General features: G+C 50.7%; 23 protein-coding genes. 2 read left to right on the top strand and 21 right to left on the bottom strand.

All coding sequences use genetic code 11. The features are described from left to right. Positions 1-81 precede the first annotated feature (81 nt). The 11 genes from AWJ19_RS14800 to AWJ19_RS14755 form a co-directional block, all read right to left on the bottom strand. The gene (locus AWJ19_RS14800; RefSeq protein WP_068724849.1) at positions 82-777 is read right to left on the bottom strand and encodes a site-2 protease family protein; all 696 of its coding nucleotides are present in this window, start codon (positions 775-777) and stop codon (positions 82-84) included. A 2-nt stretch (positions 778-779) separates the two neighbouring features. Further along, positions 780-1,832: a 50S ribosomal protein L11 methyltransferase gene (gene prmA, locus AWJ19_RS14795; RefSeq protein ID WP_068724847.1), complete on the bottom strand. Its 1,053-nt coding sequence runs from the start codon at positions 1,830-1,832 to the stop codon at positions 780-782. Positions 1,833-1,983: 151 nt separating this feature from the next. Continuing rightward, entirely contained in the window at positions 1,984-2,541 is a 558-nt protein-coding gene (locus AWJ19_RS14790; RefSeq protein ID WP_068724845.1) for a DNA-3-methyladenine glycosylase I, read from the bottom strand. A gap of 204 nt (positions 2,542-2,745) precedes the next feature. Further along, positions 2,746-4,086: a DUF4179 domain-containing protein gene (locus AWJ19_RS14785; RefSeq protein ID WP_241781758.1), complete on the bottom strand. Its 1,341-nt coding sequence runs from the start codon at positions 4,084-4,086 to the stop codon at positions 2,746-2,748. Next, positions 4,083-4,403: a hypothetical protein gene (locus AWJ19_RS36650; RefSeq protein WP_241781757.1), complete on the bottom strand. Its 321-nt coding sequence runs from the start codon at positions 4,401-4,403 to the stop codon at positions 4,083-4,085. The genes AWJ19_RS14785 and AWJ19_RS36650 overlap by 4 nt, the downstream gene beginning before the upstream one ends. Continuing rightward, the gene (locus AWJ19_RS14780) at positions 4,363-4,923 is read right to left on the bottom strand and encodes an RNA polymerase sigma factor (RefSeq protein WP_068724843.1); all 561 of its coding nucleotides are present in this window, start codon (positions 4,921-4,923) and stop codon (positions 4,363-4,365) included. The genes AWJ19_RS36650 and AWJ19_RS14780 overlap by 41 nt, the downstream gene beginning before the upstream one ends. A gap of 104 nt (positions 4,924-5,027) precedes the next feature. Then, positions 5,028-7,481, bottom strand: a complete 2,454-nt coding sequence (locus AWJ19_RS14775; protein WP_068724841.1) for an EAL domain-containing protein — start codon at positions 7,479-7,481, stop codon at positions 5,028-5,030. Positions 7,482-7,699: 218 nt separating this feature from the next. Beyond that, entirely contained in the window at positions 7,700-8,611 is a 912-nt protein-coding gene (locus tag AWJ19_RS14770; protein WP_068724840.1) for a methyl-accepting chemotaxis protein, read from the bottom strand. Positions 8,612-8,752: 141 nt separating this feature from the next. Then, positions 8,753-9,127, bottom strand: coding sequence for a hypothetical protein (locus AWJ19_RS14765; RefSeq protein ID WP_068724838.1), 375 nt, complete (start codon positions 9,125-9,127; stop codon positions 8,753-8,755). A 112-nt stretch (positions 9,128-9,239) separates the two neighbouring features. Next, positions 9,240-9,419, bottom strand: coding sequence for a YfhD family protein (locus AWJ19_RS14760; RefSeq protein ID WP_054941820.1), 180 nt, complete (start codon positions 9,417-9,419; stop codon positions 9,240-9,242). 39 nt (positions 9,420-9,458) lie between these two features. Continuing rightward, positions 9,459-9,830, bottom strand: a complete 372-nt coding sequence (locus AWJ19_RS14755) for a hypothetical protein (RefSeq protein WP_068724837.1) — start codon at positions 9,828-9,830, stop codon at positions 9,459-9,461. A gap of 595 nt (positions 9,831-10,425) precedes the next feature. Between AWJ19_RS14755 and AWJ19_RS37310 the strand changes: the two genes are divergently transcribed. Then, positions 10,426-14,550, top strand: a complete 4,125-nt coding sequence (locus tag AWJ19_RS37310; RefSeq protein ID WP_068724836.1) for a S8 family serine peptidase — start codon at positions 10,426-10,428, stop codon at positions 14,548-14,550. A gap of 168 nt (positions 14,551-14,718) precedes the next feature. Here the strand turns inward: AWJ19_RS37310 and dnaJ are convergent, their stop codons facing one another. The 4 genes from dnaJ to hrcA all read right to left on the bottom strand — a co-directional run bounded on the left by dnaJ (position 14,719) and on the right by hrcA (position 19,728). Continuing rightward, on the bottom strand, positions 14,719-15,843 hold the full coding sequence (gene dnaJ / locus AWJ19_RS14745) for a molecular chaperone DnaJ (RefSeq protein ID WP_068724834.1): 1,125 nt from the start codon (positions 15,841-15,843) through the stop codon (positions 14,719-14,721). A gap of 217 nt (positions 15,844-16,060) precedes the next feature. Beyond that, positions 16,061-17,896 carry a molecular chaperone DnaK gene (dnaK, locus tag AWJ19_RS14740; protein WP_068724832.1) on the bottom strand — a complete coding sequence of 612 codons (1,836 nt, stop codon included), beginning with the start codon at positions 17,894-17,896 and terminating at the stop codon, positions 16,061-16,063. A gap of 166 nt (positions 17,897-18,062) precedes the next feature. After that, the gene (grpE, locus tag AWJ19_RS14735) at positions 18,063-18,638 is read right to left on the bottom strand and encodes a nucleotide exchange factor GrpE (RefSeq protein ID WP_082707903.1); all 576 of its coding nucleotides are present in this window, start codon (positions 18,636-18,638) and stop codon (positions 18,063-18,065) included. Positions 18,639-18,696: 58 nt separating this feature from the next. Then, positions 18,697-19,728, bottom strand: a complete 1,032-nt coding sequence (gene hrcA / locus AWJ19_RS14730) for a heat-inducible transcriptional repressor HrcA (RefSeq protein WP_068724831.1) — start codon at positions 19,726-19,728, stop codon at positions 18,697-18,699. A 229-nt stretch (positions 19,729-19,957) separates the two neighbouring features. On the opposite strand from hrcA, the gene AWJ19_RS14725 reads away from it, so the two are divergent. Next, the gene (locus AWJ19_RS14725; protein WP_068724830.1) at positions 19,958-20,680 is read left to right on the top strand and encodes a hypothetical protein; all 723 of its coding nucleotides are present in this window, start codon (positions 19,958-19,960) and stop codon (positions 20,678-20,680) included. 87 nt (positions 20,681-20,767) lie between these two features. Here the strand turns inward: AWJ19_RS14725 and AWJ19_RS14720 are convergent, their stop codons facing one another. From AWJ19_RS14720 to AWJ19_RS36630, 6 genes are all read right to left on the bottom strand, one after another. Next, positions 20,768-21,277, bottom strand: a complete 510-nt coding sequence (locus AWJ19_RS14720) for an N-acetyltransferase (protein ID WP_082707902.1) — start codon at positions 21,275-21,277, stop codon at positions 20,768-20,770. A 74-nt stretch (positions 21,278-21,351) separates the two neighbouring features. Next, positions 21,352-22,524 carry a radical SAM family heme chaperone HemW gene (gene hemW, locus AWJ19_RS14715; RefSeq protein WP_068724829.1) on the bottom strand — a complete coding sequence of 391 codons (1,173 nt, stop codon included), beginning with the start codon at positions 22,522-22,524 and terminating at the stop codon, positions 21,352-21,354. 132 nt (positions 22,525-22,656) lie between these two features. Further along, positions 22,657-24,471, bottom strand: a complete 1,815-nt coding sequence (gene lepA / locus AWJ19_RS14710; RefSeq protein ID WP_068724828.1) for a translation elongation factor 4 — start codon at positions 24,469-24,471, stop codon at positions 22,657-22,659. Positions 24,472-24,675: 204 nt separating this feature from the next. Continuing rightward, positions 24,676-25,143, bottom strand: coding sequence for a hypothetical protein (locus AWJ19_RS14705; protein WP_068724827.1), 468 nt, complete (start codon positions 25,141-25,143; stop codon positions 24,676-24,678). Positions 25,144-25,160: 17 nt separating this feature from the next. Continuing rightward, positions 25,161-26,378, bottom strand: coding sequence for a stage II sporulation protein P (locus AWJ19_RS14700; protein ID WP_241781756.1), 1,218 nt, complete (start codon positions 26,376-26,378; stop codon positions 25,161-25,163). Then, the gene (locus tag AWJ19_RS36630; RefSeq protein ID WP_241781755.1) at positions 26,339-26,494 is read right to left on the bottom strand and encodes a hypothetical protein; all 156 of its coding nucleotides are present in this window, start codon (positions 26,492-26,494) and stop codon (positions 26,339-26,341) included. The genes AWJ19_RS14700 and AWJ19_RS36630 overlap by 40 nt, the downstream gene beginning before the upstream one ends. Between the last annotated feature and the right edge of the window lie 59 nt (positions 26,495-26,553).

Raw genomic sequence — 26,553 nt, 5'->3', positions numbered from 1 at the left:
TATTGAAAATTCATATGCTATGTTAATCATTTAGAAAAAACATATTCCATCATACAACGTTTGCAGGGCAATGACCAGCCCTTAATAGAACCCGGAGAATCCGAAAAGGTTCAGGAATAACCGGATAAAATGATTGCCGATTTGAATTGCCCAATTATACAGCGGAACAATCGTATTGGCGCTAAGAACAGGGATAAAGATTACAAGCAAAAAGATAAAGACGGCCCACTGCTCAATCTGCTGCATTCTGGCACGGACCGGACGCGGTGCGACATCCTCCAGAATCCGGTAACCATCAAGCGGCGGCAGCGGAATAAGATTGAACAGAAAGAGGAAAAAGTTGGTTTTAATAAAGATCCCGAAAAACCAGACAATCGCCAGCTGCAGCTGCTCATTGGTGATGGAGTCGATCGTTCCTGTACCCATGAGCACCGTGTAGATCAGCGCCCCGATAATCCCCAGCAGAAAATTACTCAGCGGTCCGGCAGCCGACACGACGATTCCCATCAGCCGCGGACGGCTGAAGTTATCACGGTTCACCGGAACCGGACGCGCCCAGCCGAAGCCGGCAATGAGCAGCAGGATAATCCCGAACAGGTCGAAATGGACGGCCGGGTTCAGCGTCATGCGGCCAAGCAGCCTGGCCGTCGGATCGCCGAATTTGTTGGCAAAGTAAGCATGCGCGAACTCATGCACAGTAAAGGCAATGACAATCGTAATCAGGAAAAACGGAAGCTGCTGCAGCGGATATACCAATATATCATTTAAAGAATCCATCTCTACCTCTTTCCGGCTGTAATGGCCACCCAGTCTTCTTCACGGGTAATCTCTATAATCTCAAAACCGGAAGCCTCCAGCGCCTGCGACACCAGGCCTTCCTTATCCTTATAAATACCGGAAGTAATATAGATTCCGCCCGGCTGCAGCGCACGGAACACATCATCCGTGAACAGCACAAGAATCTCCGCCAGAATATTGGCGACAATAAGCTTCACTGGCAGTGTAACGCCAAGGCCTGCCTCCGCAGACGGGTCCTCTTCTTCTGCTGCCCCGGTATAGCCGGGTCTGGCACTCGGCCACATGTCCCCCGCCGCAGTATCTGCCGCACCTTCGCCTCCGAGCAGCGAGAGCAGATCGCTCTCTTTTACCGTTACCGAGGCCTGCAGTCTGTTCAGCTCCACATTCTCCCGCGCACTCTCCACAGCGACCGGATCAAGGTCAAGCGCAAGCACAGACTTTGCACCAAGCAGTACCGCACCTACCGCCAGAATGCCGGAGCCGGTTCCTACGTCAATGACTTCTTCGCCGCCGCTGATATGCTTCTCCAGCGCACGCAGACACAGCGCCGTAGTCGGATGCGTTCCTGTTCCGAAGGCCATGCCGGGATCGATTTCGATAATCTTCTCTTCCGGGCTGGCTGGTGTATATTCTTCCCAGGTCGGCTTGATCGTCAGACGGTCAGACACGCGCAGCGGCTTGAAGTAAGCTTTCCAGGCATGGGCCCATTCTTCATCGTCTACTGTTTTCCAGGAGATCAGCGCTTTGCCGGGATCAATCCCGAATTCACGAAGCTCCTCAACCCGCGGGGCTACCTCGTTGATGACATCGTCCATCGATACATTTTCGGCATAGTAGCCTTTAATTACAGCCTCACCGGGAGGGATATCGTTCAGCGGTTCATCGTATAGTTCACCGTACCGGGTGTCTCTAACTTTATTAAGCGTTCCCGATTCTTCGATCGAAACACCGCCTGCTCCGGCTTCATACAGCAGATTGGATATCATCTCCTGCGCCTCTTCTGTTGTATGTACCGTCAATTCATGCCATAACATGTGTGTGGGTCCTCCTAAAAGTTTTGTAAGCAGTACTTCCATGATTTAGCTTCGTTCAAAACTCACTAATCCAGTTATTCAACATTTATCAGTATACCATTTCTACCACAGGTAGCGCCAAAACTACGCCTGCTGTACAGATCGCGGTTCATTATTCCCGGCAAAAACAGTTCATCGTATGATCATTCACCATACCGGAAGCCTGCATAAAAGCGTAACAGATCGTCGAGCCGACGAATGTCATGCCCTTCTTTTTCAGCGCCTTGCTCATAGAATCGGACTGTACCGTTGTTGCCGGCACCTCAGCCCGCGTCTTCCACCCGTTAATGACTGGCCCGCCGCCGGCAAAGCTCCACACATAATCCGAAAAGCTGCCCTCCTCCCGGCAAATGTCCAGATAAACCTTCGCGTTCTTCACAATGGCATTAATTTTGAGGCGGTTGCGGATGATTCCCGTGTCCTGCATCAGTGCTTCTATTTTGTCATCGTCATAATGGGCAATGATGTGCGGATCAAATCCGTCGAATACCTTACGGTAATGCTCCCGCTTCTTCAGTACTGTGTACCAGCTGAGTCCGGCCTGCATGCCCTCCAGCATCAGCAGCTCAAACAGCTTCAGGTCATCATACAGGGGCTTGCCCCATTCTTTATCATGATAATCAATGTACAGAGGATCTTCGTTGACCCAGGCACAGCGTGTTATTTCCATGTTTGTTTTCTCCTCCGCTTTTGCGATTCACATGAAGTTTATCATAAGGATATAGGATCTCCCCTCCCAAAAACCAGAGATTTCTTCGCCCCATCCATTCCTTCAGGACAGACAAAAGAGGCTAATATGGACCTGTTCAGCGTCCAGAATAGCCTCTTTGCTCTCTCTCTTATTCATTTGCTGTATGACGAACCCGTTATACCCTTAAGGCCGAAGCTGCACTCTTGTCTCTTTATCCGGCTCATCCGTCGAATAATAAAACGAGTAAATTGAAGCTTCATCGCCCTTGAAATTCTTGTAGACATCGATAGCTTTGTTATTTCCGTCTCCGTCAAAATTGGCTGTAACCTGCTTGCCGATTATACGGTCTTTACCCAGCCCGATATGAGTCTGATTGATGCCTCCGAAATGAGGATCTACACTCTCAGTTTCCACAAACAAATCGTTATCCTGCATATAATAAGTCCACACTACAGGATAGCCTCCGATTTGCTTAGTCACTGTCTGCTTGTGCTGGGAGATATTCGTCAAAAGTACCGGTTTTCTGTCGTCGCTATGAAGCGTTACCTTATATTTGCCCACAAAAGTAATAGGAGTCTGCTCATCCACCACGAGATCTGAAGGACGCTCGAAGCTCAGTGTAATCAGGCTTGGATCTTCCTTTGAAGATCCCCAGAACAAGCCTTCAAGCGTTTTCCCATTCACCTCCAGATAGTATTTCTTGTAAGGCAATTGGTAGAAATCAGCCTTCGTTCTCACAGACAATCTGATTTGCGTCGGTGTAACAACCATTTTCTCAATGCTGTTTAAGGTGTCACCCGTTTCCAGAGGTACATTCAGGGCCGTCTTAATCGTTCCGCTCTCCATCTGTTTTTTACTCAATTCCAGATCAAAGGTCCAAGGCCCCGCAAGATTTCGTTCAAGTTTGGTATACTGCAGCTTAAAGGTTGGTTGTCCTGGGGAAATTTGCTTCGCCTCTAAATATTGCTGCATGGTATATTCCCCGTTATCTCCCGGTTTACCAAAGGTTCCCCCGGATAGTTCCTCAACTTGTTTACCGTCCGCATAAGCCACAATCCGCGGGTTGGCCCACTCATTAGTTTCCTGCTCGTCGAACGTAACTGCCGAAGCGAGCAACAGCTTATCCTGATTTTGTGAAAACGGCTGCACTTCTATAGTATTTATCCCGTCCTTTTTAATGGGGAAGCTCTGCACGGCCGACGATCCGCTGTCAAGTGGCAGCTCCTGCTCCAGCGTGCTGAAGGACCTTACAGCATCTGCAGTTAAAGTGATCTTTGCTGTATCCTGCTGCGGTGTCCAATCTGTTTCAAAGTAACCATTGTAGCGCTGATTCTGCGCATCCCACTGCTGAGAATTATGATTTCCTTCACTTTTGTTCCCGGCTGTATCCTTCAACGTCAGGCCATCCACATTCCAGGATTCGCTATCCGGGCGGTCTCCAACATCCAGACTGTACAAAATCACCGTCCGGTTTTCATCCACAATAGCGGTATGGAGCGTCAGCGTTACCCCATCCTTAGTCACAGATTGTCCCAGCTGCTGACCGAGATTTGAGCCAAGGCGGCCTTAACGCCGCTTCTGCTGCTGAGCAGATTACCCCAATCATATTGAATTGCCGCATATACCGGGGCGGCAGCAAGCAGTGCACTAAGGGAGGCAGCAACCGTAATTCTGCGCCAGTTTCTCGACCTGCGCGAACTAGCGGCTTCCTTAGTGCTAATGCTTAATGATGTAGCATGCGCAGACTGCTCTACCCGGCCCCACATAGTATCAAAATCCGGATAGTTAACGGTGTGTTCATTATTTAATTGACGCTCCAGCATATTTTCCAGCTTCTTCATAATGCTCACCCTTCCATTCTTTATCTTGTATTCCTGCTTCCAGCAGAATTCGCCTCATCATTTTCAGACCCTTGTGCTGTCTTGATTTCGCTGTACCGAGCGGTATGGACAGTGCTTCCGAGATTTCAGCCAAACTGAAATCATGCATGTATCTTAGTGTCAGCACCGCCCGGATTTTTGCTGGAAGCTTGGACATATAAACTGCCCATTCCAGTGCCGTCTCCTTTTGCTCAATGAGCCGCTCTACCGGCGTTTCGCTGTTCCCGTTCCATAGATGCAGATTTTCTGCAACCTTCTGCTGCAGGCTGCGCGAGCGTTTCAGATGATTGAGGCAGGCATTGACCGTGATTTTCATTATCCATGCCCGAATATACTCGACATCCTGCCACTGGCTGCGAAACACGGTGATAAACACTTCCTGGCACAGATCCTCGGCATCTGCTGCATCATGCACCATGTAGTAACATGTCCGGTAAACAGCTTTGTTGTAGGCTTCAAATAATTCGCGGTTACTCTGCAATACTGGCCCTCCTTTCTTAAGTGATCTGTCTATTTAACAATCGTGGCCCGAAAAAGGTTCATTTCTCACAATAAAAAAACGCGGCCACTGCGGACCGCGCTTTTTCAGATTATTTTGCTAACAGGCTCTGCCGGGCGCAAATATTCCCGTTCCAGCTCCTCAGCAGCCAGCGGCTTGCTATAATAATACCCTTGAATATCCCGGCAGCCGCTTTCCACCAGGATGTCCAGCTGCTCCTTCATTTCGATGCCTTCGGCAATCACCTGCATGCCGAGATGTTCTGCCATGGTCAGGATGGTTGCCACAATGGCCCGGTCATGGCTGCTGCCCGTAATGCCGCTGATGAACGAACGGTCGATCTTCACCTTGTGTATAGGATACAGCTTCAGATACCCCAGCGAGCTGTAGCCGGTCCCGAAGTCATCCAGGCTGATCCGGATCCCGCTTTTTACCAGATCATTTAGAATAGCGCTGGCTCTGGAAGCATCCATCATCATGCTCTCGGTAATCTCCAGCTCGAGGTACTCGGGCGCCAGACCCGTTTCCCGGAGAATATCCCGGATATCCTCCAGCAGATTATACTGAAGAAACTGCTGTGAGGATAAATTGACGGCAACCGGAATGCGCGGACCGCCCGCATCATGCCACTGCCGCATCTGCCGGCAGGCTTCGCGCAGCACAAAATTGCCAAGCTCAACGATCCGTCCTGTCACTTCCGCAGCGGGAATGAACAGACCTGGACCGAGCAGGCCTTTTACCGGATGATTCCAGCGCACCAGCGCCTCTACCCCGATAATCCGCTCATTGTCTGCTGCCCGGATCTGCGGCTGATAATGCACCGTGAACTCACCGCGCGCAAGCCCTTTGCGCAGATCCGATTCCAGCTCCAGCTGCTCCATAATCAGGCCGTTTAGGTCGTCCGAGAAAAACTGGTAATCATTCCTGCCGTTTTTCTTCACTTCATACATGGCCGTTCCGGCATTTTTGAGCAGCTCTTCCGGATTCTGGCCGTGGCCCGGATAAAAGGAAATACCGATACTGACTGTAACGTAGAGATCCCGCTCCTTGAGGTGGACCGGCTGCTTGATCGCTGCAATCATTTGTTCCACAATATCCGTGACATTCATTTTTTCCCTCGAGAACCGGCAGAGCAGTGCAAATTCATCGCCCTCCAGCCGTGCCAGCGCCATCTGCCCATTAACAACGCTGTCTATAATCCTGTTGCTCATCTCCTGCAGAAAGAGATCACCATGCAAATGTCCCAGTGTATCATTAATAAGCTTGAACCTGTCAAAATTCATAACGAGTACGGCAAAAGGCTCCCGGGTTTCATGATGTGCTTCAATGGTCTGGGAGAGCAACTGACTGAACATCCGGCGGTTCGGAAGACCTGTCAGCTCATCGTGAAAGGCCAGATAGCGGGTCTGCTCCTTGGCCTGCTTCTCCTCCGTAATATCCCGGGCAATGACATAAATGCCGGCCACCAGGCCATCGACCATAACCGGGGCGATATTAATGCTGATATCCAGCTTTTGTCCGTTTCTGTGCATGATCGCCGTTTCATAGCTGACCTGCTCTCCGGCAAGAGACCGGATAAACATCTCACGGATCAGTTCCTGGTCCTCCGCTGCAATAATACCCAGGATGGAGTCCAGTGACTGCTCTTTGAACTCCTTGCTGCTGATGCCGCTAATAGTCGTGGCTGCAGGATTGGAGCCAATTATACGTAAATTAAGATCAATCGAAATGATGGCATCCTGATTATTTTCATAGAGCGATCTGTACCATTTTTCACTGATTAGAAGCTCTGTATCCTTTCTGGAAAAACGGCTCGAAATATAAACTCCGGTAACAGACAGGCCCAGCGTGAACAGCGTCCCCCCGGCAATGACATAGGCCAGCCATTTCTGATCCAGTACTACCCCGGTATTCAACCAGGAACGGCTCTCGGGCTCAAAGCTTGCCGCAAGCATTCCGGTATAATGCATTCCTACAATAGCGACGCCCATGACAAGTCCGCTAATCAGCTTCTTTCCCGGACCCACTGCCGTGCGGTTTATGAGCAGCTGGGAAGACAGTCCCAGCGCAACAACGGATGCCGCCAGGGCAACAACAAATGACAGTACTACATAGTCTAATCTATACGAAATTCCAATCTGCATCGCGGACATGCCTATGTAATGCATACCGAAAATACCCAGGGCAAGCAGCAGCCCGCTCACCAGAAGCGGAACGGTTCCGCGCCTGAAGTGGCTGATGACAATCAAGGCAACCAGCGAAGCAATGACCGCAACTGTCATAGACAGCAGTACAACCATCAGGTTATAAGCGACTGGTACAGGCAGTTTCAAGGCCAGCATGCCGACAAAATGCATAGACCATACGCCCATCCCCATGATGACGGCCCCGAATACAAGCCACATCACCCGCCGCCTGCCCTTAGATATCCCCAGTATGCCCGCCAGCTCCAATACCGTATATGAAGCTGCAACAGCTATCAAATACGAAAAAAATACGAGCAGCTTGTCATGACTGCCATGCATATGCATGTGCTCCATGACCTCATCCCCCTTTAAACCATTCCACACATAACTGGCAAAATTCTAAATTTTATATAATTTAATATTATATCGGCTGATTCAGCTGAAATCTAATAACTTTCCTGCTATTTAGCAATAAGTAAAAACGGCCGCACCCCCCGCAAAACAGAAATATCCGATAAAAAACAGTATGGCCTCCCTGCTTCAGGAGCACCATACTGCCATGTTGGATAAAATCAGATAATATTCATAACCGCCCTCGCCTGAATATCCAGCTCACTGGCCGAGACCGCAATGCCTGTAAACTCCTCAAGGGCTACCTCAATCTGCTTCTGGCTCTCTTTGACGCTCGCCTGAACATGCTCCAGGCCAGTCGACATGCTGCCGATTTCCTCAGTAATCGCCTTGACACTGTTCCGTACCTCGCCAATGGATTCCTGCACCATACCCGAGAGCTTCCGGACCTCCTTGGCTACGACATCGAACCCCCGCCCGAACTCCCCGGCATGCGCCGCTTCAATTGCAGCATTAAGCGCCAGCAAATGTGTCTGCGAAGCAATATCACGGATAGTTTGTACTACCCCTTGAATATCCACAGCCTTGTTTTGCAGACTCTTTATGATAAGAGTGTTCTCGTCCGATACCCTGGCGATATTATTGATGCTGAGCAGCATTTCCCGGCTCCGTTCAATCCCCTGCTCTGCCCGCCGGTTCAGGCTGTCAGCCATTCTCTGCATCTGCTCCACCACATGGTTTACATCGGTCTGCCGGTGTGTAATATTGGTCGCAATCTTGCTTACGCCGATTACATGGTGGCCCGTTTCTTCAAAAATAGGCATATAGGTTGCTTCGAGCCAAACAGTGTTCCCCTCTGAATCCATTCTTTCAATCTTATCCTGAAAGCTGGTTCCGGAAAACAGATTCTGCCAGAAGATTTCGTAGTCCGGACTGTTCACAAACTCAGGAAAGCATAACTCCCGGTGATGCATTCCGTACATATCCTCTGATTTATATTTCATTGAACCGGCAAATACTTCATTGACGTAGGCCACTCTGCGGTCAAGATCAAAGCGGATCAGGGCAAGATTCTTCTCCATAGCTTTGACTACCAGCGCCTCTGTGACTGCTGGAACTGATCCATTCTCCATAATACTATCTCCCTGTGAGGCTCAATTGAGATTCTGCGGCTTTAAATATTCATAAGGTATATATTCTATATTAACGGCAGAAAAGCTATTATGGATTATAACAATTTTAAATATTTGATTCTATCCCGCTGCGTTGCGCGCTCACTTCTTGGACCCGTAGTCACCGAACTTAATCCCCCACACTGAATCCTTCTGATGGGCTGCCGCCTCCTGCAGAGCGGGAAGCCTTACATCCTGCGGATAATGCCGCTCAAGGTACAGCACAAATCCCCGGCGCAGGCCGATTTCATAATCCAGCTTGTTAAATTCATTCGGATGCTTCTCCATTTCCGCAAGCAGGGATTCCCAGCTCTCGAGATCAGCAGCTTCAGACCGGCCGTCACGCACCCGCTCCGTAAGCTCCCGCAGCTCGCGGTAAGCCCGCTTTACTTTAGAAGAATAGACCTGCTTCTGGTTCAAAAAAGTAAGCAGAGCAACCAGTAACGCCAGGCCGCCCCATAATATAAAAGTGTTCATTCCGATTCCCTCCAAGCAATTGCTTATCCATCTCATTATACACGGCAGAGCACAAAAAAACCCCACAGTTCGTGGGGCATGTCAAAAGATAACCTTCCTTATCTTAACTCAGCTATTCCTTCTTCAAAATTTCATGCAGCTGCCGTTTATCGGCCTCACGCGAACGATCAAGCGCTTCAAGGTCATCCTGATCGGCCTCCGCCGCCGAAAACTCCACATCCTCTAATTTGGCTTCGTAGAGCATTTTTTGTTTGTCTGTTTTGGAGAATATTTTTGAATTTTCTCTATCCATATCGGGATCAGCCTCCGTGTTGTTCTTAAATGCAAAACTTCAAATCATTCCGCCGGCATCTTCAATGATTTTTAAAGCCTGGTCAAAAGAATCGGAGTCCACAACTACGGTCAGCAAAATATTTCTGCCTGTGGGACCGCCGTCTCCTCCGTGGCTCATTCCGCTCGCGCTGGAATCTGCTGCCGCCAGTATCCCCGCTGAATGACTGTCCATCGTGGAGTTCAACGTCATGGTCGCCAGGCTGGGAATATCTCCAGTCAGCGGGTTATTTCCCGAGTACTGCGCATTGCCGGGGTATTTACTGAAGGTGTCTATGGACATGTCGATTACACGAAGCGCCTGAAGCTTCCTGGCGACGCCTTCTGCTTCTTCGGGAGCTTTAAAATAAGCAAGTATGTTTTTTTCGGACAAGGATAATCCCTGCTTTCTGCCTGATATGCCAAACACAAACTGACCATTTTATTTTGTATTGATGCTGCATGGTTTATACGCAGTTTTTATGTTTAATCTTAAACAACAGGAAAAACTTACCTGGAACGGGTCTGTCCATTTTTCCCTACTCTTTCTGTCGGGATAATATCTATATTTAGTTAACAATTCCATTTGATATCAATAAAACATATATTATTCCCATTACATAAAAGCAGTGTTTTAATACTTTCGACTCATAAATATAGGACTTTTTTGATTTAGCGTGTAACATTACCTCACTTAAGCAAAATTTTTAATATCTTTATTCCTACAAAATAGTACTTTTTATCCATTTTATTCTTATTATTAACCGTATTTATGTTACGTTTTACTTCATGCGTGATATCCCCCCTAAAAAACAGCATTACTTTTAACTGGATTTTACATTTTACCAATGGTAGAATCTTCTTAATATTTTTCCTACTAGCCGGGACGGAAATAAAAAGAGATTACTAGAAAGGAGAATCGGACTACTGTCTATAGCAGGAAAAATTCAGCTGTATCAGTACACATACTCATCTGGAGGGGATTACATTTGGAGTGGAATAAACTACCTCGCAAGCTGTCTGTTATCACCCTGTCACTTGGAGTGACAGCAGGCATGATTCCTGGAGCGGCTTTTGCCGCCGGCAGCCCGCAGACGCTATCATCGACTAAATCTTTAACCTCGATTACACAGCCATCCAATCAGACGTATATTTCACCACAGATCGACACCAAATCTTCAAAAGAAGTCCGCGTCATTGTGCAATTGAGCGGCCAGCCTGCAGCAGTAGGCAAATACGCTGCCAAGCAAGGAATCTCCGCGCTCTCCAAGACAGCTACGGAAGCTGCGGTGAAGAGCCAGCAGTCCGAGGTACTTGATAAAGCCGATGATCTCGGCATTGATCTGACCGTCAACTACCGGTATGACACAGTACTGAACGGCTTTGAAGTGTCCGTCCCGGCCAATGAAATTCCGAAGCTCGCCAAAATCTCCGGCGTTACCTCCATCTATCCGAACAGCACCTGGTACGCCCTTCCCGATGTAACCGTAACAGAGGCTACTTACAGAAATGATAAGGCTCCTCTGGAGCAGATTCATGCGGATTGGGCTGCGGATCAGGGCATTACAGGCGCAGGGCTCAAGGTCGGTGTTATTGATACCGGTGTGGATTACCTGCATCCGGACATTGCCCCTGTCTACAAGGGCGGCTACGATTCCTTCTATCAGGATGAAGATCCCTATGAAGAAGTGCCTTTGACCAAGGAAGAAGATCCTTACAAGACAGGCTATAACGGAACTTCCCACGGAACGCATGTCTCGGGTACGATTATCGGACAATATGCCGCAAAAGGTGATGTTGCCCAAAAAGGCGTAGCACCAGGTGCAGAGCTTTACGCATATAAGGTTCTGGGACGAAATCTTGATGACCCGAGCACCTCTTCCGGTTCATCCGCCCAGGTTATCGACGGGATTGAGCATGCCGTTAAGGACGGCATGGATGTCATCAACCTGTCGCTCGGCTCTGATTCCGAAAAAGACGTAAATTCCCCTGACTCCATCGCGATCAATAACGCCGTGCTCTCAGGAGTTATAGCGGTTATTGCCAACGGAAACAACGGGGAAGCGGGCTATTTCTCCCTTGGCTCTCCTGCAGTATCACAATTGGCTATTTCGGTCGGCGCTGTAACAAGTCCGATTAAGGCTTACTCCGGTAAATTCAAAGCAGAGATTGCCAACTCGGTCACATCTGTAACTTACAACACCTACTTCCCTTTTAATGTTATGGCTTTCGAATTAGGCGAAGAGAATTTTGCAGAGTTTTTTGGAACTGAGCCTGTAAAGGTTGTCTATGCCGATCTCGGCTCGGAAGATGATTACCCTGAGGAAGATATTTCAGGTTCCATTGTACTGTTGTCACGCGGCGATCTGACTTTTGATGATAAAATTGCCATTGCCAAAGAACACGGTGCCAAAGCCGTTGTTATTTTTAATGGTAATGCCAAAGCAGATCCAAGTGATCCTACCGGGAAAAAGAAGATAGCAAACCTGGACGAATCCTACACGGATCGTGAAGGTTATATCGGCACCAACCTCAGCAGCGGATATGATTATATTCCTACACTTGATATCGAGGGCAAGAGCGGGCGCCAGCTGGCAAGAGCGATTCTGGCCAGCAAGTCAAACTCTGTAACCTTCACCTATGATTCCAATTACAATCTCGAATATACAACCGGTGATGCTATAACTTACTTCTCTTCCCTTGGCCCGAGTGTCGATGGAAACCTCAGCATCAAGCCGGATATTGTTGCCCCTGGCGACGGTGTACTCTCCACCTATCCGGCATACGGCGGGGATTATACCCAGGCATACCACCGCAGCAGCGGCACAAGCATGGCAACTCCGCACGTCGCGGGCTTGTCACTACTGATCAAGCAGGCACATCCGGAATACTCACCGTTTGATATCCGTTCCGCACTGGCCAACACTGCTGATCCGCTCCTTTATGAAGGCGATCCGGTTGATCTGTACGCACAAGGCCCTGGCCGGGCAAACGTAGAGAATGCCATTAAGACACCGGCGCTGCTACAGGCGCTTGAGCCAATTACTATTCTTGACAAAAATTTTGCGGCACAAAACGTAATCAACTACAATCCGTCCACCAGCTTCGGAACTCTTCTGCCTGGCGCAGTTGCTTCCAAAGAGCTGCAGCTTAAAAACGTAAGCAACAGCGCGGTTACTTATTCTGCCTCTGTAGTCTGGAACTACGGTGATCTTGAGAATGTAACTGCAACGCTGGATAAGACAACAGTAACAGCCTCTGCTTATGGTACCTCCAACTTCAATCTGAACGTTAATGTGTCTGCAAAAACCGAACCGCAGATGCTGCAAGGTAATGTTGTTCTTGAAGCACCGGGACAGCCTACCCTGCACTTGCCGTTCGCCATTAACGTCGATGAATCCGTGGATCAGCCTGACTGGGGCACTGGTATCCAGGAAGCAGAGATCACAACACCGATTGTGTACAACAATTCAGGAGCTGTCCTCAACTACAAGCTGAAAGCAGAGGACATCAATTATTATGAAGTAGATCTCGTAGGCCTGGACGATAAAACCAAGGGTTATTTCCAGGTTTCCGCTACAGATTCTCCGGATAAATATTTTAAGCCGGGAGATTACTCTACTGTAATCAGCGCCACTTATCATCCATATGACAGTGAGGGAGATCCGATTCTTGATGCAAACGGCAATCCCGCTGTTGCTTATCTGACAGACGGGGTTTATAAGCTTCAAGTGCTGGGTATCAATGCTGAAGATAATTCCAAACTGCCTATCAAGATCGACCAATACGAAGATGAATTCTATACTACCTACACCTCATTCCGCTTCATCAATCAGCCGGCGCCAAACACAGGCACTAACGGCGGAGGCGGCGGTGCAGTAACACCTGTAACTCCGGCAGTCCCTGCTGCCGCAGCCTCACTGATTGAGGAAGGAACGACCCGGGCCACCCTGACTCCGGTTACTGTGTCCAAGGATAAAGTGACTACTGTTACTGTAACCGACGACAACCTGAAGACTGCTCTGGCTAACGCTGCAGCTGCCAAGACCGCTGTCGTAATAGCGCTGGCTGCAACAACCGACACAGCAGTTGAACTGAACCTGACAGCAGCCCAGGTGACCCAGCTGGCAGGCATCCATGCCGACAGCAGTGTTGTAGTTACAGTCAATGGTTCTGCCGTAGCTCTGCCTGTAGCCTTGCTGAAATCTGCACCTGCAGGACAGAACTTCAAGCTTGACATCAAGCAGGCGCCTGAAGCCGCGGGAAAATTGACTTCGAGCGTTGCCGGGTCCACGGTAATCGGAACTCCGGTTACATTTGAGGCTTCCTGGACTACCGCTACTGGCAGCACCTACTTGAACACACCGACTAACCTCTTTATTAAGAGATCCTTTACTGTTCCAGGCGCTATCCAGCCGAATACAGCCGGTGTTCTCTTCGAGGATGACGGCGTTGTTACTCCGGTTGCATCTGTATTCAAACCGCAGACAGACGGAACTACGATTGTTACTGTAAGCCGTCCGGGCTTCTCGACTTATGCCGCAGTAAGCAAGCCGGCCGCAGCATTTACAGATATCGCTTCTTCGGCTTCAGCTGAAGCGATAAAGGCTCTGGCTAACAAGCTGATTATCCAAGGTACATCGGCTACGACCTTCTCGCCGAAGAGCAGCCTGACCCGTGCGGAATTCACTGCGCTCCTGACCCGCGCACTCGGGCTTCGTACTGATGCCAGTGTTACCTTCACTGATGTCAGCTCCACTGCCTGGTACGCCCAGGATGTAGCCGCTGCTTCCAAGGCAGGTCTGATTCTGGGTATCGGCAACGGCAAATTTGCACCAACCCAGAATGTAACCCGCCAGGAGCTGGCAGTGATTCTGGACAGAGCGCTCAAATTAACCGGAACTGAACTGAAGAGCACAAATCCTTCCTTTACAACATATACGGACAGCGCGAAAGTGGCTCCTTACGCGAAGGATAGCCTGCAGACCCTGTCTGCAGCCGGCATCATCGGCAGCGATACAGGTTCCAGCTTCAATCCGGTTGCTCCGGCAACCCGTGAAGCAGCAGCTGCTGCTCTATACCAGCTGCTGAACAAAATCGGCTTGATCGAGTAGTCTTTAGTTAACACACCTGCTGTCAACCTCAGCAGGCAGAAATGCAAAAAGGATCGTGCACCGGCCGGCAGGCCATGCACGATCCTTTTTTTATCAGTTAACAATAAAACCCCCGGCTCGTGCTGTCGCACGAAGCCAGGGGTTTTCATTTTAGCTTATTTCCAAAACTTAGTCACCGCGAAAGGCGCGCTTCACACGGTCAAAGAACGATTGCTCCTGCTCATGCGTGTTCTCGCCGTTGTAGGAAGCGAACTGGCGGAGCAAATCCTTCTGCTCTTCGCTCAGCTTGCTTGGCGTTACAACGACTACCCGCACATGCTGGTCGCCTGTACCGTTGCCGCGCAGGTGCGGAACCCCCTTGCCTCTGAGGCGGAAGAAGGTGCCGGTCTGGGTTCCCGCAGGAATCTTGAGCTTCACCTTTTCGGTCAGGGTAGGAATTTCAATTTCGTCACCAAGCGCCGCCTGGGCGAATGTCAGTGGAACCTCACACATGATATCATCGTTCTCACGCACGAAGAACTCATGGTTCTTCACACGGATCACAATGTACAGGTCGCCGGCAGGGCCGCCGCGTGTTCCGCCTTCACCTTCACCGGTCATGCGCAGCTGAGCGCCGTCGTCTACGCCGGCTGGAATGCGTACATGGATCTTGCGCTGCTTCTTAACCTTACCCTGGCCTGCGCAGGTCGGGCATTTCTCTTTGATGATTTTGCCTGTGCCGCTGCAATGGGAGCAGGGACGGCGGTTACGCATCTGTCCAAGCGGGGTATTCTGCACGAATTCCTGCTGGCCGCTGCCGTGGCAGACGGAACAGGTCTCCGGCTTCGTACCCGGTTTAGCTCCGGAGCCAAAGCAGGTATCGCAGGACTCTGTACGCGGAATGGTAATATCGGTCTCTTTGCCGAATACCGCTTCCTTGAACTCAATGGTCATTGTGTACTGCAAATCGCCGCCGCGCTGCGGGGCATTCGGATCACGGCGCCCGCCGCCTCCGCCGAAGAACATATCAAAGATATCGCCGAGTCCGCCGAAATCTCCCCCGCCGCCAAAGCCGCCGCCCATACCCTGATTAGGATCGATATGGCCGTACTGGTCATAACGGGCACGCTGCTGGCCGTCACTCAGCACGTCGTAAGCTTCCTTCACTTCCTTGAACTTGGCTTCGGCATCACTGGCTTTATTGACGTCCGGGTGATACTGGCGTGCCAGCTTGCGGTAAGCCTTCTTTATTTCGTCGTCAGATGCATCTCTTCCGAGACCCAGCACCTCATAATAATCGCGTTTATCTGCCACTGCTTTCACCTCCGTACATCAATACTCATTTCCCCTGTAACATGTCAAGTAGAAACGACTTTACCGTCCTAAACAGGACGGTATCCGTTTCTGCGAGAAATATAAGGATTATTTATAGCGTAAAACATATAAATTCTTATATTTTAAAAGGAAAGCCAAAACACGGGATGCCCCGGTCTTGACCTTCCCTTCGTACAGAATAACTTATCGTTTAAGGTTACCCTTGATTCTTCTCGTCGTCAACAACCTCGTAGTCAGCGTCAACAACATTGTCCTTCTTAGCACCCTCTGGAGCACCTTCAGCACCTGGCTGCTCTTGTGCAGCCTGCTCATACAGCTTCACGGACAGCTGCTGTACAATCTCGGTCAGCGCTTCTGTAGCTGCATTGATTTCTTCCAGGTTGTCAGTTTCCAGCGCAGCTTTTACTTTGTCCTTAGCCGCATTTGCTTTCTCGATTTCGGAAGCATCCACTTTATCGCCAAGGTCTTTGATTACTTTATCTGTGGAATATACGAGCTGGTCAGCATTGTTCTTCGCTTCAACCAGTTCTTTACGCTTGCGGTCTTCCTCAGCGTGCAGCTCGGCATCCTTCATCATTTGTTCTACTTCAGCATCGCTCAGGCCGCTGGAAGAAGTGATCGTGATCTTCTGGCTCTTGTTCGTGCCTTTGTCCGTTGCCGATACATTTACGATACCGTTGGCGTCGATGTCAAAAGTAACCTCGATCTGCGGTACGCCGCGCGGTGCCGGCGGGATCTCGTTCAGCATGAAGCGTCCCAGCGTCTTATTGCCGTTCGCCATCTGGCGTTCACCCTGCAGCACGTGGATTTCCACGCTTGGCTGGTTGTCGGCAAAGGTCGAGAAGACCTGCGATTTGCTTGTAGGAATTGTAGTGTTACGCTCAATCATCTTCGTGAACACGCCGCCTGCAGTTTCGATACCGAGGGACAGCGGAGTTACGTCGAGCAGTACTACGTCTTTAACGTCACCAGTCAGTACACCTGCCTGGACAGCAGCACCAAGGGCTACCACTTCATCCGGGTTAACACCTTTGTGCGGCTCTTTGCCGGTAAGCTTCTTGATCGCTTCCTGTACGGCAGGAATACGGGTAGAACCGCCGACAAGCACGATTCTGTTCAAGTCAGCAGGAGTCATGCCGGCATCGCTAAGAGCCTGGCGTGTAGGTCCCAGTGTGCGTTCTACCAGGCCTGCAGTCAGTTCATCGAACTTGGCGCGGGTAAGGTTAACTTCCAAGTGCTGAGGCACGCCGTCAACAACCGTGATGAACGGAAGGGATACGGTAGTAGTCAGTACGCCGGACAGTTCCTTTTTCGCTTTTTCGGCAGCATCCTTCAGACGTTGTACAGCAGCCTTGTCCTTGCTCAGGTCAATGCCCTGTTCCTTCTTGAATTCAGCTACGAGGAAGTCCATAACCACCTGGTCAAAATCGTCGCCCCCGAGACGGTTATCACCGCTGGTAGCTTTAACTTCGAAGAAGCCGTCGCCCAGCTCAAGGATCGATACGTCAAATGTACCGCCGCCCAGGTCATAGACGAGAATGGTCTGGTCTTCAGCCTTCTCAAGACCGTAAGCAAGTGCAGCTGCAGTAGGCTCGTTCACGATACGCAGCACTTCAAGGCCGGCAATTTTGCCTGCATCCTTGGTTGCTTGACGCTGGCTGTCATTGAAGTAAGCAGGAACTGTAATAACGGCCTGGGTAACCGGCTGTCCAAGATAAGCTTCAGCATCGGATTTCAGCTTCTGAAGGATCATTGCGGAAATTTCCTGCGGAGAATAATCCTTTCCGTCGATGCTTTCTTTGTGGTTCGTACCCATATGACGCTTAATCGAAGCGATTGTGCGGTCCGGGTTAGTAATTGCCTGGCGTTTTGCTGTTTCGCCGACGATCCGCTCGCCGTCTTTCTTGAAGCCTACAACCGAAGGGGTTGTGCGCGCGCCTTCCGGATTCGGAATAACGACAGCTTCGCCGCCTTCCATAACGGCAACGCAAGAGTTGGTGGTTCCAAGGTCAATCCCGATAACTTTACTCACTGTAATGTGCCTCCTCAGAAATATTATGGAGCCCCGGCTCCTGTGATTGAGAGTTAATTAAATAACGCTGATAATGATAGGGGTCTGCACATAACAATACGGCCGGAAGCTTCCGGCACAGCATCTTCTGTGACAGGCATGGTGTTACCCAAGGTATATAGACAGACTACATGCTGACTTTGACCATGGCCGGACGAAGAACCTTATCCTTCAGGAGATAGCCCTTCTGGACTTCTTCCGTAACGATGCCTTCCTCGTGCTCCTCGCTCTCCACCTGCATAATCGCCTGATGATATTCAGGGTTAAATGGCTGTCCTACTGTTTCCATGGCCGTAAGGCCTTCAGACTTCAATACCCCTTCCAGCTGACGGAAAATCATGTTGATGCCTTTGGTGAAGGCCTCAGATTCAGCGCTGCCTGGAGCAGTTACCAGCGCACGCTCAAAATTGTCGAGTACCGGAAGCAATTCCGTAACGAGCTTCGAAGTAGCGTATTGTGCCAGCTCTTCCTTCTCCTTCTGGGTGCGGCGGCGGAAGTTATCAAAATCCGCCTGAACACGCAGCGTACGGGCCTGAGCCTCTTCTGCCAGCTCCTGGAGGCGCTTCGCGGCTTCACCGCCGTCTGAAGCCTCCTCGATGTCAGCGTTATTCTCTGCTGCGGCTTCGGCCTCATCGGCCGCCAGGGTTTCATTTACTGCTTCATCTTTCAATTCATTCGGATCCTGAACCTGTTCCTCTTTCAAGTTGTCTTCACCTCCTTCAATTCATTCCATTCATTCACGTAAATCAATTACACTCTGTTCACTTATACCAGTGTGCCAGCATCGCTGTCAAATCCCGGGATAAAATCCCGAGGATGCCCATCACACGGGCGTATTCCATCCGGGTCGGACCCAGAATGCCGATACTGCCCAGTGCCTTGCCGTCCAGTGAATAGGTCGCTGTAATCAGACTGCAGTTGGCAAACGCCTCATGCTTATTCTCCGTCCCGATACGGACCTGTATTCCGGTTCCGCCGGATGCGGGGGACAGCATCTTCAGCAGAGTCGGCGTCTCTTCCAGCAGATCAAGGATCGTCTTGACCTTGTCAACGTCTTTGAACTCCGGCTGGGTCAGCATATTGGCTGCCCCGCTCAGGTAGATGCGCTGGTCATGATCGCTTTCGAGCGCCTGGTCAAGCACCTGCATCAATTCCTCGTAATGCGAGATGTGACGCTGCATCTCCTCGCCCAGCTCGGAATAGAGCTGGCTCTTCAGCTTATACAGCGGAACATTTACCAGCTTGCTGTTAAGCAGATTTACGACCTTTTCCATTTCGGAAAGGGAAATTTCCGGCGGAATCTGAACCGTACGGTTCTCTACCTGCCCGGTGCTGGTAACAATAATCGCCACCGCATTATTGCCGTCAAGCGGAAGGAGCTGAAAATGGCGCAGTGAAGTATGAAAAACCTCCGGTCCCAAGAGGATGGAAGTGTAATTCGTCATATTGGAAAGAATCATTGCCGCATGCTGGATAACCTGCTCGGTAGCATTCAGCTTCTCGGCAAAAAAGGCGCGTATCGTGCCCATTTCTGCTGTTCCGGCGGAATTCCACGGCACCAGATGATCCACATAATAACGGTAGCCTTTATGTGAAGGAATTCTTCCAGCCGAAGTGTGCGGCTGTTCAAGATAACCTAATTCCTCCAGATCAGCCATTTCGTTGCGGATGGTTGCCGGGCTGTAGCCCACATCACCACGTTTGGAGATGCTGCGCGAGCCTACGGGCTCTGCGGAAGAAATATAATCATCCACGATAGCATTAAGGATCATTCTCTGGCGTTCAGTTAACATGTTATTCCCTCCTATCGGCTGTGGCTCCGATTCGTTAGCACTCTACTCAGATGAGTGCTAACCACTAATACAAAAATACCAAACTGACCTTGAGATTGTCAAGTCGGATTAAGTCCGGATTCAGATTACAGCTTTATCAATTTTTAATCCAGATTCCGGAATTTCTCCGCAACCTCTGCCTCGGGCTTTCGTCTGAATATAAAATATAGAAGAAATGGGGGCAAGCTGTATGAAAAGAAAAAAATACCGCTGGATCTTCCTGGCCGCCGGGCTGCTTCTGGCCGCTGCTGTTTTGTTTTATGTGAAAGAGACCAGCAGGCAGGACAGCTGCTTTTACGGTGACGTGGATTATGCCTCAGTGTTACAGTGGGATGGTGTCGTCTACCAGGAGGATGATAATAGTCCGCCCGGAGAGCACGTTAAGGGCAAACGTCTGGGCGAAATCTCTTACCGCAAAGCTGACCACCAGTGTCCGCGCAGTGAGATGCGGGACGGCGATTCTACTCTGCTTGAGGTGGGTACAGAGCTGTATGAAGTGAGCGGATACAAGACATCCGCCCGTTTATGGGCGGGAGACAGGCTGTTCGTAGCCCGCAGTAATCCGAAAGCCAGAACCCTTAATGACCTGCTTGACATCTCAGGCAAGATCACAGCAGTCCGCTTTATCAGCGGAATGGACGGCACAACTCACCTTATGGACTTCACACCGGAGGCTGCTGAGCTTTTTATAAAAGAGTTTCCCAAGCTGAGATATATCCCGTTTGAACAGTTGTATAAGGAAACCAAAAGCTGGGTTGGCGATAAATATTGGCTCGAAATTGAGCTGAAGGACGGGGCTGCCATAACCATCGTATATAATACGCTATCTCCCTCCTTTAATCCCCCTGCCTATGCTCCTCCCGCGCTTGCACAGCTTATTGAGCAGCAGCGCAAGCTAATCTATGCCAAGTAACCTAAAAAAGGCCGCTGCTCCCGGGATTGGCTCCCTGGCGGACAGCGGCTTTTGTATGTTGTAACGCGGCAGCATGCGGCTGCCTGCTTAATCTAATCTCTTCATTACGGCAATTTCGTCACAGGCATGCTGCTTCTTGCAGTTTACGCAATCTGTCCATACCTTCTCGGGAAAAATCTCCTTCTCCACTACGGTGAACCCGTTTCTGAGGAAGAAATCGACTGCATACGTCAGTGCCATAATCTTCGGAATGCCCTGACGTCTTGCTTCCTCTGTCAGCTTCTCCAGAATCATGGAGCCGACACCCTTGCCCTTGCCTTCATCGCGCAGCCCAATGGACCGGACTTCAACGAGGTCATTCCCGAGTCTGAACAGCGAACCGCAGCCCACGAACATGCCATCAATCTCAGCGATGACGAACTGGTCGATCTGGCGGGTCAGTGCCTGCCTGGAACGGGGGAGCATAATTCCGCGCTGCGCGTACTCCTCTATCATTAAGTACAGCGGCTCCACATCTTCCACCGTAGCATTTCTGCATATCACTTTAGATTCTCCCGCAGGAGCCGACTGGCGGACCTTTTCCGTCTTGACAAGCACTTTAACTCACCCCTCGTTGTTAATATGAATAAATATACAACAGGGTGAATTACAATTCAAGGGGTATTTTAAAATTAAACCTCCGTTAAAAGTCCGACAAATTCCCCGAAAACATCATTCCCGAACAGGATTCCCTGCTTGCTTAGCCGGTAGGTGTCACCGTCCTGCTCCAACAACCCGGCATGCAGTAGTTTATGCAGCGGCGCGCCAAAAATTTCCTCCAACTTTGTGCCGAACTGAGCCTGGAACGCACTGCCTGATACCCCGGCTCGCATACGCAGGCCGACCATCATAAAGTCCTCCATTGCCTCTTGCTCCGTGATCTCAAAGGAATCCAGACGCGGCAGGCCGCTGCGCGAAGCTTCATTATAAGGATTGACGCCTTTTATATTGATGTGCCGCTGACGTTTGACGTAGCCATGCGCCCCTGCACCAAGGCCGTAATAATCTTCATTCCGCCAGTACGTTATATTATGACGGCTCTCCATGCCCGGCTTGGCAAAATTACTGATCTCATACTGGATATAACCTGCCTTCTCCATTTCAGACATGAGTAGCAGATACATTTCCAGCTCATCCTCTTCACTCGGCAGCGGCAGCTTGTTCTTATTAAACAAGGTGTGGAAAAGCGTATTTTCCTCCACCTTCAGGCTGTAGATTGAATAATGCGGCAGATCCAGATCCAGCGCCTTGCGGACACTCTCTCTCAGCATATCTACCGTCTGGTTCGGCAAGCCGAACATCAGGTCTACAGACAGGTTATTCAGTCCCACACTGCGCGCATTCTCCAGACTGCGGTAGACATCATCGACGTTATGAATCCGGCCGATTTCGCTCAGCAGCTCATTCTGGAAGGCCTGAACCCCAAAGCTGACGCGGTTGACCCCGCCTTCTTTCATCACTGTAAGCTTCTCAATATCCGTGGTGCCGGGGTTGGCCTCCATCGAGAATTCGATATTGTCATCCCACTGCGGGAAATGCCGGCGGACCGACGCCAGGAAATAAGCCATCTCATCCGGCTTCAGCACCGTCGGTGTTCCCCCGCCGACAAAGATGGTCTTGATCACTCCCGGCGGAGTCTGCTGCACGGTCAGCTCCATCTCCCGGTCAAGCGCATGCAAATAATCCATTACCGGCTGATCCTTCAGCACATAGGAATTGAAATCACAGTAAAAGCATTTATTCGTACAAAACGGAATATGAATATATACGGCCTCAGGGGGACGGCCATTGTTATGAGCTGTCATAGCTGTCTCCTTTAAATTTTATTTAGCAGTGCCAATCTATATAGCCAGAAAAGGGAAGCCGTCAGGCTTCCCTTCAGTGTCTCCCTACTAATTAAACGGTACATTCCGCAAATGGAAAGCCCCGCAGCTTAACTATTCGTCGATCTTCAGAACCGCCATGAACGCTTCCTGCGGCACCTCTACGCTGCCGACCTGCTTCATGCGCTTCTTCCCTTCCTTCTGCTTCTCGAGCAGCTTCCGCTTACGAGAAATGTCACCGCCGTAGCATTTGGCCAGAACGTTCTTGCGCATCGCCTTAACGGTCTCACGGGCTACAACCTTGGTTCCGACCGATGCCTGGATCGGTACCTCGAACATCTGCCGCGGAATGATACCGCGCAGCTTCTCACAGATAATGCGGCCGCGGTTGTAGGCACGGTCGCGGTGGACGATGAACGACAGGGCGTCAACCTGCTCGCCGTTCAGGAGAATGTCCATCTTCACCAGGTTGGACTGGCGGTAGCCGGAAATCTCATAGTCGAACGAAGCATAACCTTTCGTGCCTGATTTCAGCTGGTCAAAGAAATCATATACGATTTCCGAGAGCGGAATCTGATAAGTGATGGTTACCCGGTTGGAGTCGAGATACTCCATGTTCACGAATTCCCCGCGCTTATTCTGGCACAGCTCCATTACTGTTCCCACGAAATCGTTCGGAACGATAACTGCAGCTTTGACATAAGGCTCTTCCACATAATCAATGGTTCCGATTTCCGGATAGTTAGACGGATTGTCAATCTGCATCATTTCACCGTTCGTCAGCATAATCCGGTAGATAACGCTTGGTGCGGTCGTAATCAGCGGCAGGTTGAACTCACGCTCAATCCGCTCCTGGATAATTTCCATGTGCAGCAATCCCAGGAAGCCGCAGCGGAAGCCGAAGCCGAGCGCACTGGAGCTCTCGGGCTCAAAGCTGAGCGAGGCGTCATTCAGCTGCAGCTTCTCAAGTGCCTCACGCAGATCGTTGTAATCCGAGGTTTCAATCGGATACAGACCGCAATACACCATCGGGTTGATCTTGCGGTAGCCCGGCAGCGGCTCCGGTGTCGGATTTTTGGCATCCGTCACCGTATCCCCGACCCGGGTATCTCCGACATGCTTGATACCGGCAACAATAAAGCCTACATCCCCGATATTAAGCTCATCCACGATGGTCATGCGCGGCATAAAGGCACCGACTTCGATAACCTCAAACGTCTTGTCGGTTGCCATCATCTTGATCTTTGAGCCGGCACGGATCTTGCCGTCCATAACGCGGACATAAACGATAACACCTTTGTACGGATCGTAGTGGGAGTCAAAGATCAGCGCTTTAAGCGGCTCATCTGCATTACCGGTAGGAGCCGGAACCTGCTTGACCACCTGCTCCAGAATCTCCTTGATCCCGATACCTGCTTTGGCCGAAGCAAGTACTGCCTCACTGGCGTCGAGTCCGATAACGTCCTCGATTTCCTGCTTCACCCGTTCAGGATCGGCACTCGGCAAATCGATCTTATTGATAACCGGCAAAATTTCCAGATTGTTATCCAGCGCAAGGTATACGTTAGCCAGTGTCTGCGCTTCAATCCCCTGTGCGGCATCTACAACCAGCAGTGCTCCTTCACAGGCAGCAAGACTGCGAGAGACCTCATAAGTGAAGTCGACATGCCCCGGAGTGTCAATCAGATTCAGCAGATACTCCTGGCCGTCATCAGCCTTGTAAGTAAGGCGAACGGCCTGCAGCTTGATGGTGATTCCGCGTTCACGCTCCAGATCCATCTGATCCAGCACCTGCTCCTGCATTTCACGCGAGCTGAGTGCGCCCGTATATTCAAGAATACGGTCGGCCAGAGTCGATTTACCATGGTCTATATGTGCAATAATCGAGAAATTGCGGATTTGTTGTTGTCTTTTCTGAACGTCAGTCATTCCTTACCCCCACAGACAGCCTTATGTTAATCCACTTATTATAACAGTACGCGCTTCCCCCATCAATCCCGTCAGCCGGGAAAGTAAAGAAAGCGGAGCACAGTGCCTCTATAACCATGGCTGGAAAGCAGGCGGGTATATAAAAAGGCCTCCGGGGAGGCCTTTTCTCGTCATAATGCAATTATGACGTGCGCATACAGACGTTTACTCCGCCGAGTCGAACAGGGAGACGATCCAGCGGATGCTTTTCTGGGAAGCCTGCTGGAGCAGGCCAGCCGTTTTGTCAGCCAGCACATCAATGCCAGGCTGCTGTTCTTCAGGGATCAGAATCTGCTCAGGCGTCAACGTGCTGTAGTCCTGCACCTCCTGCTGCGGCAGACTGCCGCCGGCAGGAGTCTGGACTGCCGCCGGCGGCTGAGCCGCAGGAAGTGCCGTATACGCGCCGGTCACAGGATCAACAGCAACCGGCACATATACATAGGCCGGGCTGCTCTGCACAGTACCGGATGCAGCAGCGGCAGCTTGCCCCGTCTGCTGCAATACCGCTCCGTTCCAGCCCGGAGCGACCGGTGCTGTCCTCGTTTCGCCGCTACCGCCAAACTGCATGCCAACCAATATGCCGATACCGGCCCATAGGCCGATCACAACCAGTTTTTTGCCGAAACGGGACATCCCGGTTCACTCCTTTATCAGTTCTCAGATCCTGTACTTTTTTCCGGAGCAGCCGCCTTTTCCGCATCATGGCTGTCCCAGTATACATCGGCTATCGCATCAGCCAGCACATCCGCTGTCCGCTTCAGTTCCTCGGCACTGTTGTCGATTCCGCCTACTTCTATTAATACACTATTGGGAGAAAGAGACTGATTATATTCCCCGTTATTCCCGTTCCCGGAGGATTTACCCCAGATGCCGCGCGAGAGTCCGGGATAATTTTTCTCCAGCAGCTGATGAATGGAATTGGCGAAGGCTTCGTTTTTCTTCCAATCCTTATTGGCGTGGCCAAGAATGAAGTACACCTGCGCATAGCTTTGTCCGTTAATGACGGCTGTCGTTTTGCCATGCCGCTGCGAATCACGGTGAATATCAATCAGCTCAGTCATTTCCTGGTTGGCAGCCAGGGCCTCCTTGATGGTGATCCGTGAATATTTATAGGAAAAGTTCCAGTTGTAATCCGGCACTTCCGTTGCATAATCATCCTTGGCATGAACCGTACCGATTCCGCGCTGCTCCAGTCTGTCGGTAATGTAGGAGCCTACCAGCAGCACGTTTCTGGAGGGGGATGCGGAGCTCGGATTGTCACTTTCTGCTCCCAGCAGCGGATTATACGCTTCGCGGGGGTGAGAGTGGTAGACCAGCACTCTTTTAATAGAGGTATCCCCGGCTGCACCGTTATCCCGGCCAGCTCCGCTGCTGCCTCCCTGCTCTGCAGAGTTACTCTTATCCGGCGCCGTTGTCGGCTGGGGCTGCACTTTAGGATCATCCTCAGGCTTGTCCGTACCCGGATCAGTCGCTGCTCCAGGGTCCGGCTCTGCAGCTCCCGGATCTTGCTGATCCTCCGCACCGGCCAGCTCATCCGTCCCCGGATGATAGTCTGCAGGTGCGCCGGCTGTACCGCCCGAGCCTTCACGCAGCAGGAAGGGATCATCGGCTGCAAGTCCGGGCACTTCACGGGACAGCAGGCTCTTGGGGTTGCCGGGGTCTACACTGGTCAGCATGCGGAACACGAATGACGTTACTTTTGGCGCTGAGAAAGCTGACTGCTCTTCGCCTTTCGGCAGATGCGGCACCTCCATGCCCAGCAGCTCCATAAAGAACCCGCTGGACAGGGATGCCGCCAGACCTTTCATGGAAGGAACAGGTGAAGAGTTCAGCTTCGTTCCGGCCAGTCCGCCGGCGCCAAGCAGCATGAAAAAACAAGTGAACCTCCGGCCAGCAGCAGCATCGTCTTCCCCAGCGACAGAACGTCCAGCAGTTTTCCCCGCAGTCTGCCGATATTCCATAGCTGAAACCATTTTCTGTTCATTATTGTTATGTCCTCCTCCAGCCCTCTGTAGTCTCTTATACTTCAAATCTATGAACCTG

This window comes from Paenibacillus sp. DMB5, assembly GCF_001517085.1.
GTDB lineage: Bacteria > Bacillota > Bacilli > Paenibacillales > Paenibacillaceae > Paenibacillus_AQ.
This window is presented reverse-complemented; position numbering and strand designations above follow the sequence as displayed.

Excerpts from the sequence above, each read along its gene's own strand:
- AWJ19_RS36650 (WP_241781757.1), bottom strand. The coding sequence starts at position 4,403 with ATGAAGAAGCTGGAAAATATGCTGGAGCGTCAATTAAATAATGAACAC.
- hemW (WP_068724829.1), bottom strand. The coding sequence starts at position 22,524 with ATGACAGCTCATAACAATGGCCGTCCCCCTGAGGCCGTATATATTCAT.
- prmA (WP_068724847.1), bottom strand. The coding sequence starts at position 1,832 with ATGTTATGGCATGAATTGACGGTACATACAACAGAAGAGGCGCAGGAG.
- hrcA (WP_068724831.1), bottom strand. The coding sequence starts at position 19,728 with ATGTTAACTGAACGCCAGAGAATGATCCTTAATGCTATCGTGGATGAT.
- AWJ19_RS36630 (WP_241781755.1), bottom strand. The coding sequence starts at position 26,494 with ATGAACAGAAAATGGTTTCAGCTATGGAATATCGGCAGACTGCGGGGA.
- AWJ19_RS14705 (WP_068724827.1), bottom strand. The coding sequence starts at position 25,143 with ATGTCCCGTTTCGGCAAAAAACTGGTTGTGATCGGCCTATGGGCCGGT.
- AWJ19_RS14790 (WP_068724845.1), bottom strand. The coding sequence starts at position 2,541 with ATGGAAATAACACGCTGTGCCTGGGTCAACGAAGATCCTCTGTACATT.
- AWJ19_RS14800 (WP_068724849.1), bottom strand. The coding sequence starts at position 777 with ATGGATTCTTTAAATGATATATTGGTATATCCGCTGCAGCAGCTTCCG.
- AWJ19_RS14700 (WP_241781756.1), bottom strand. The coding sequence starts at position 26,378 with ATGCTGCTTGGCGCCGGCGGACTGGCCGGAACGAAGCTGAACTCTTCA.
- AWJ19_RS14760 (WP_054941820.1), bottom strand. The coding sequence starts at position 9,419 with ATGGATAGAGAAAATTCAAAAATATTCTCCAAAACAGACAAACAAAAA.
- AWJ19_RS14770 (WP_068724840.1), bottom strand. The coding sequence starts at position 8,611 with ATGGAGAATGGATCAGTTCCAGCAGTCACAGAGGCGCTGGTAGTCAAA.
- AWJ19_RS14775 (WP_068724841.1), bottom strand. The coding sequence starts at position 7,481 with ATGGAGCACATGCATATGCATGGCAGTCATGACAAGCTGCTCGTATTT.
- lepA (WP_068724828.1), bottom strand. The coding sequence starts at position 24,471 with ATGACTGACGTTCAGAAAAGACAACAACAAATCCGCAATTTCTCGATT.
- AWJ19_RS14725 (WP_068724830.1), top strand. The coding sequence starts at position 19,958 with ATGAAAAGAAAAAAATACCGCTGGATCTTCCTGGCCGCCGGGCTGCTT.
- AWJ19_RS14765 (WP_068724838.1), bottom strand. The coding sequence starts at position 9,127 with ATGAACACTTTTATATTATGGGGCGGCCTGGCGTTACTGGTTGCTCTG.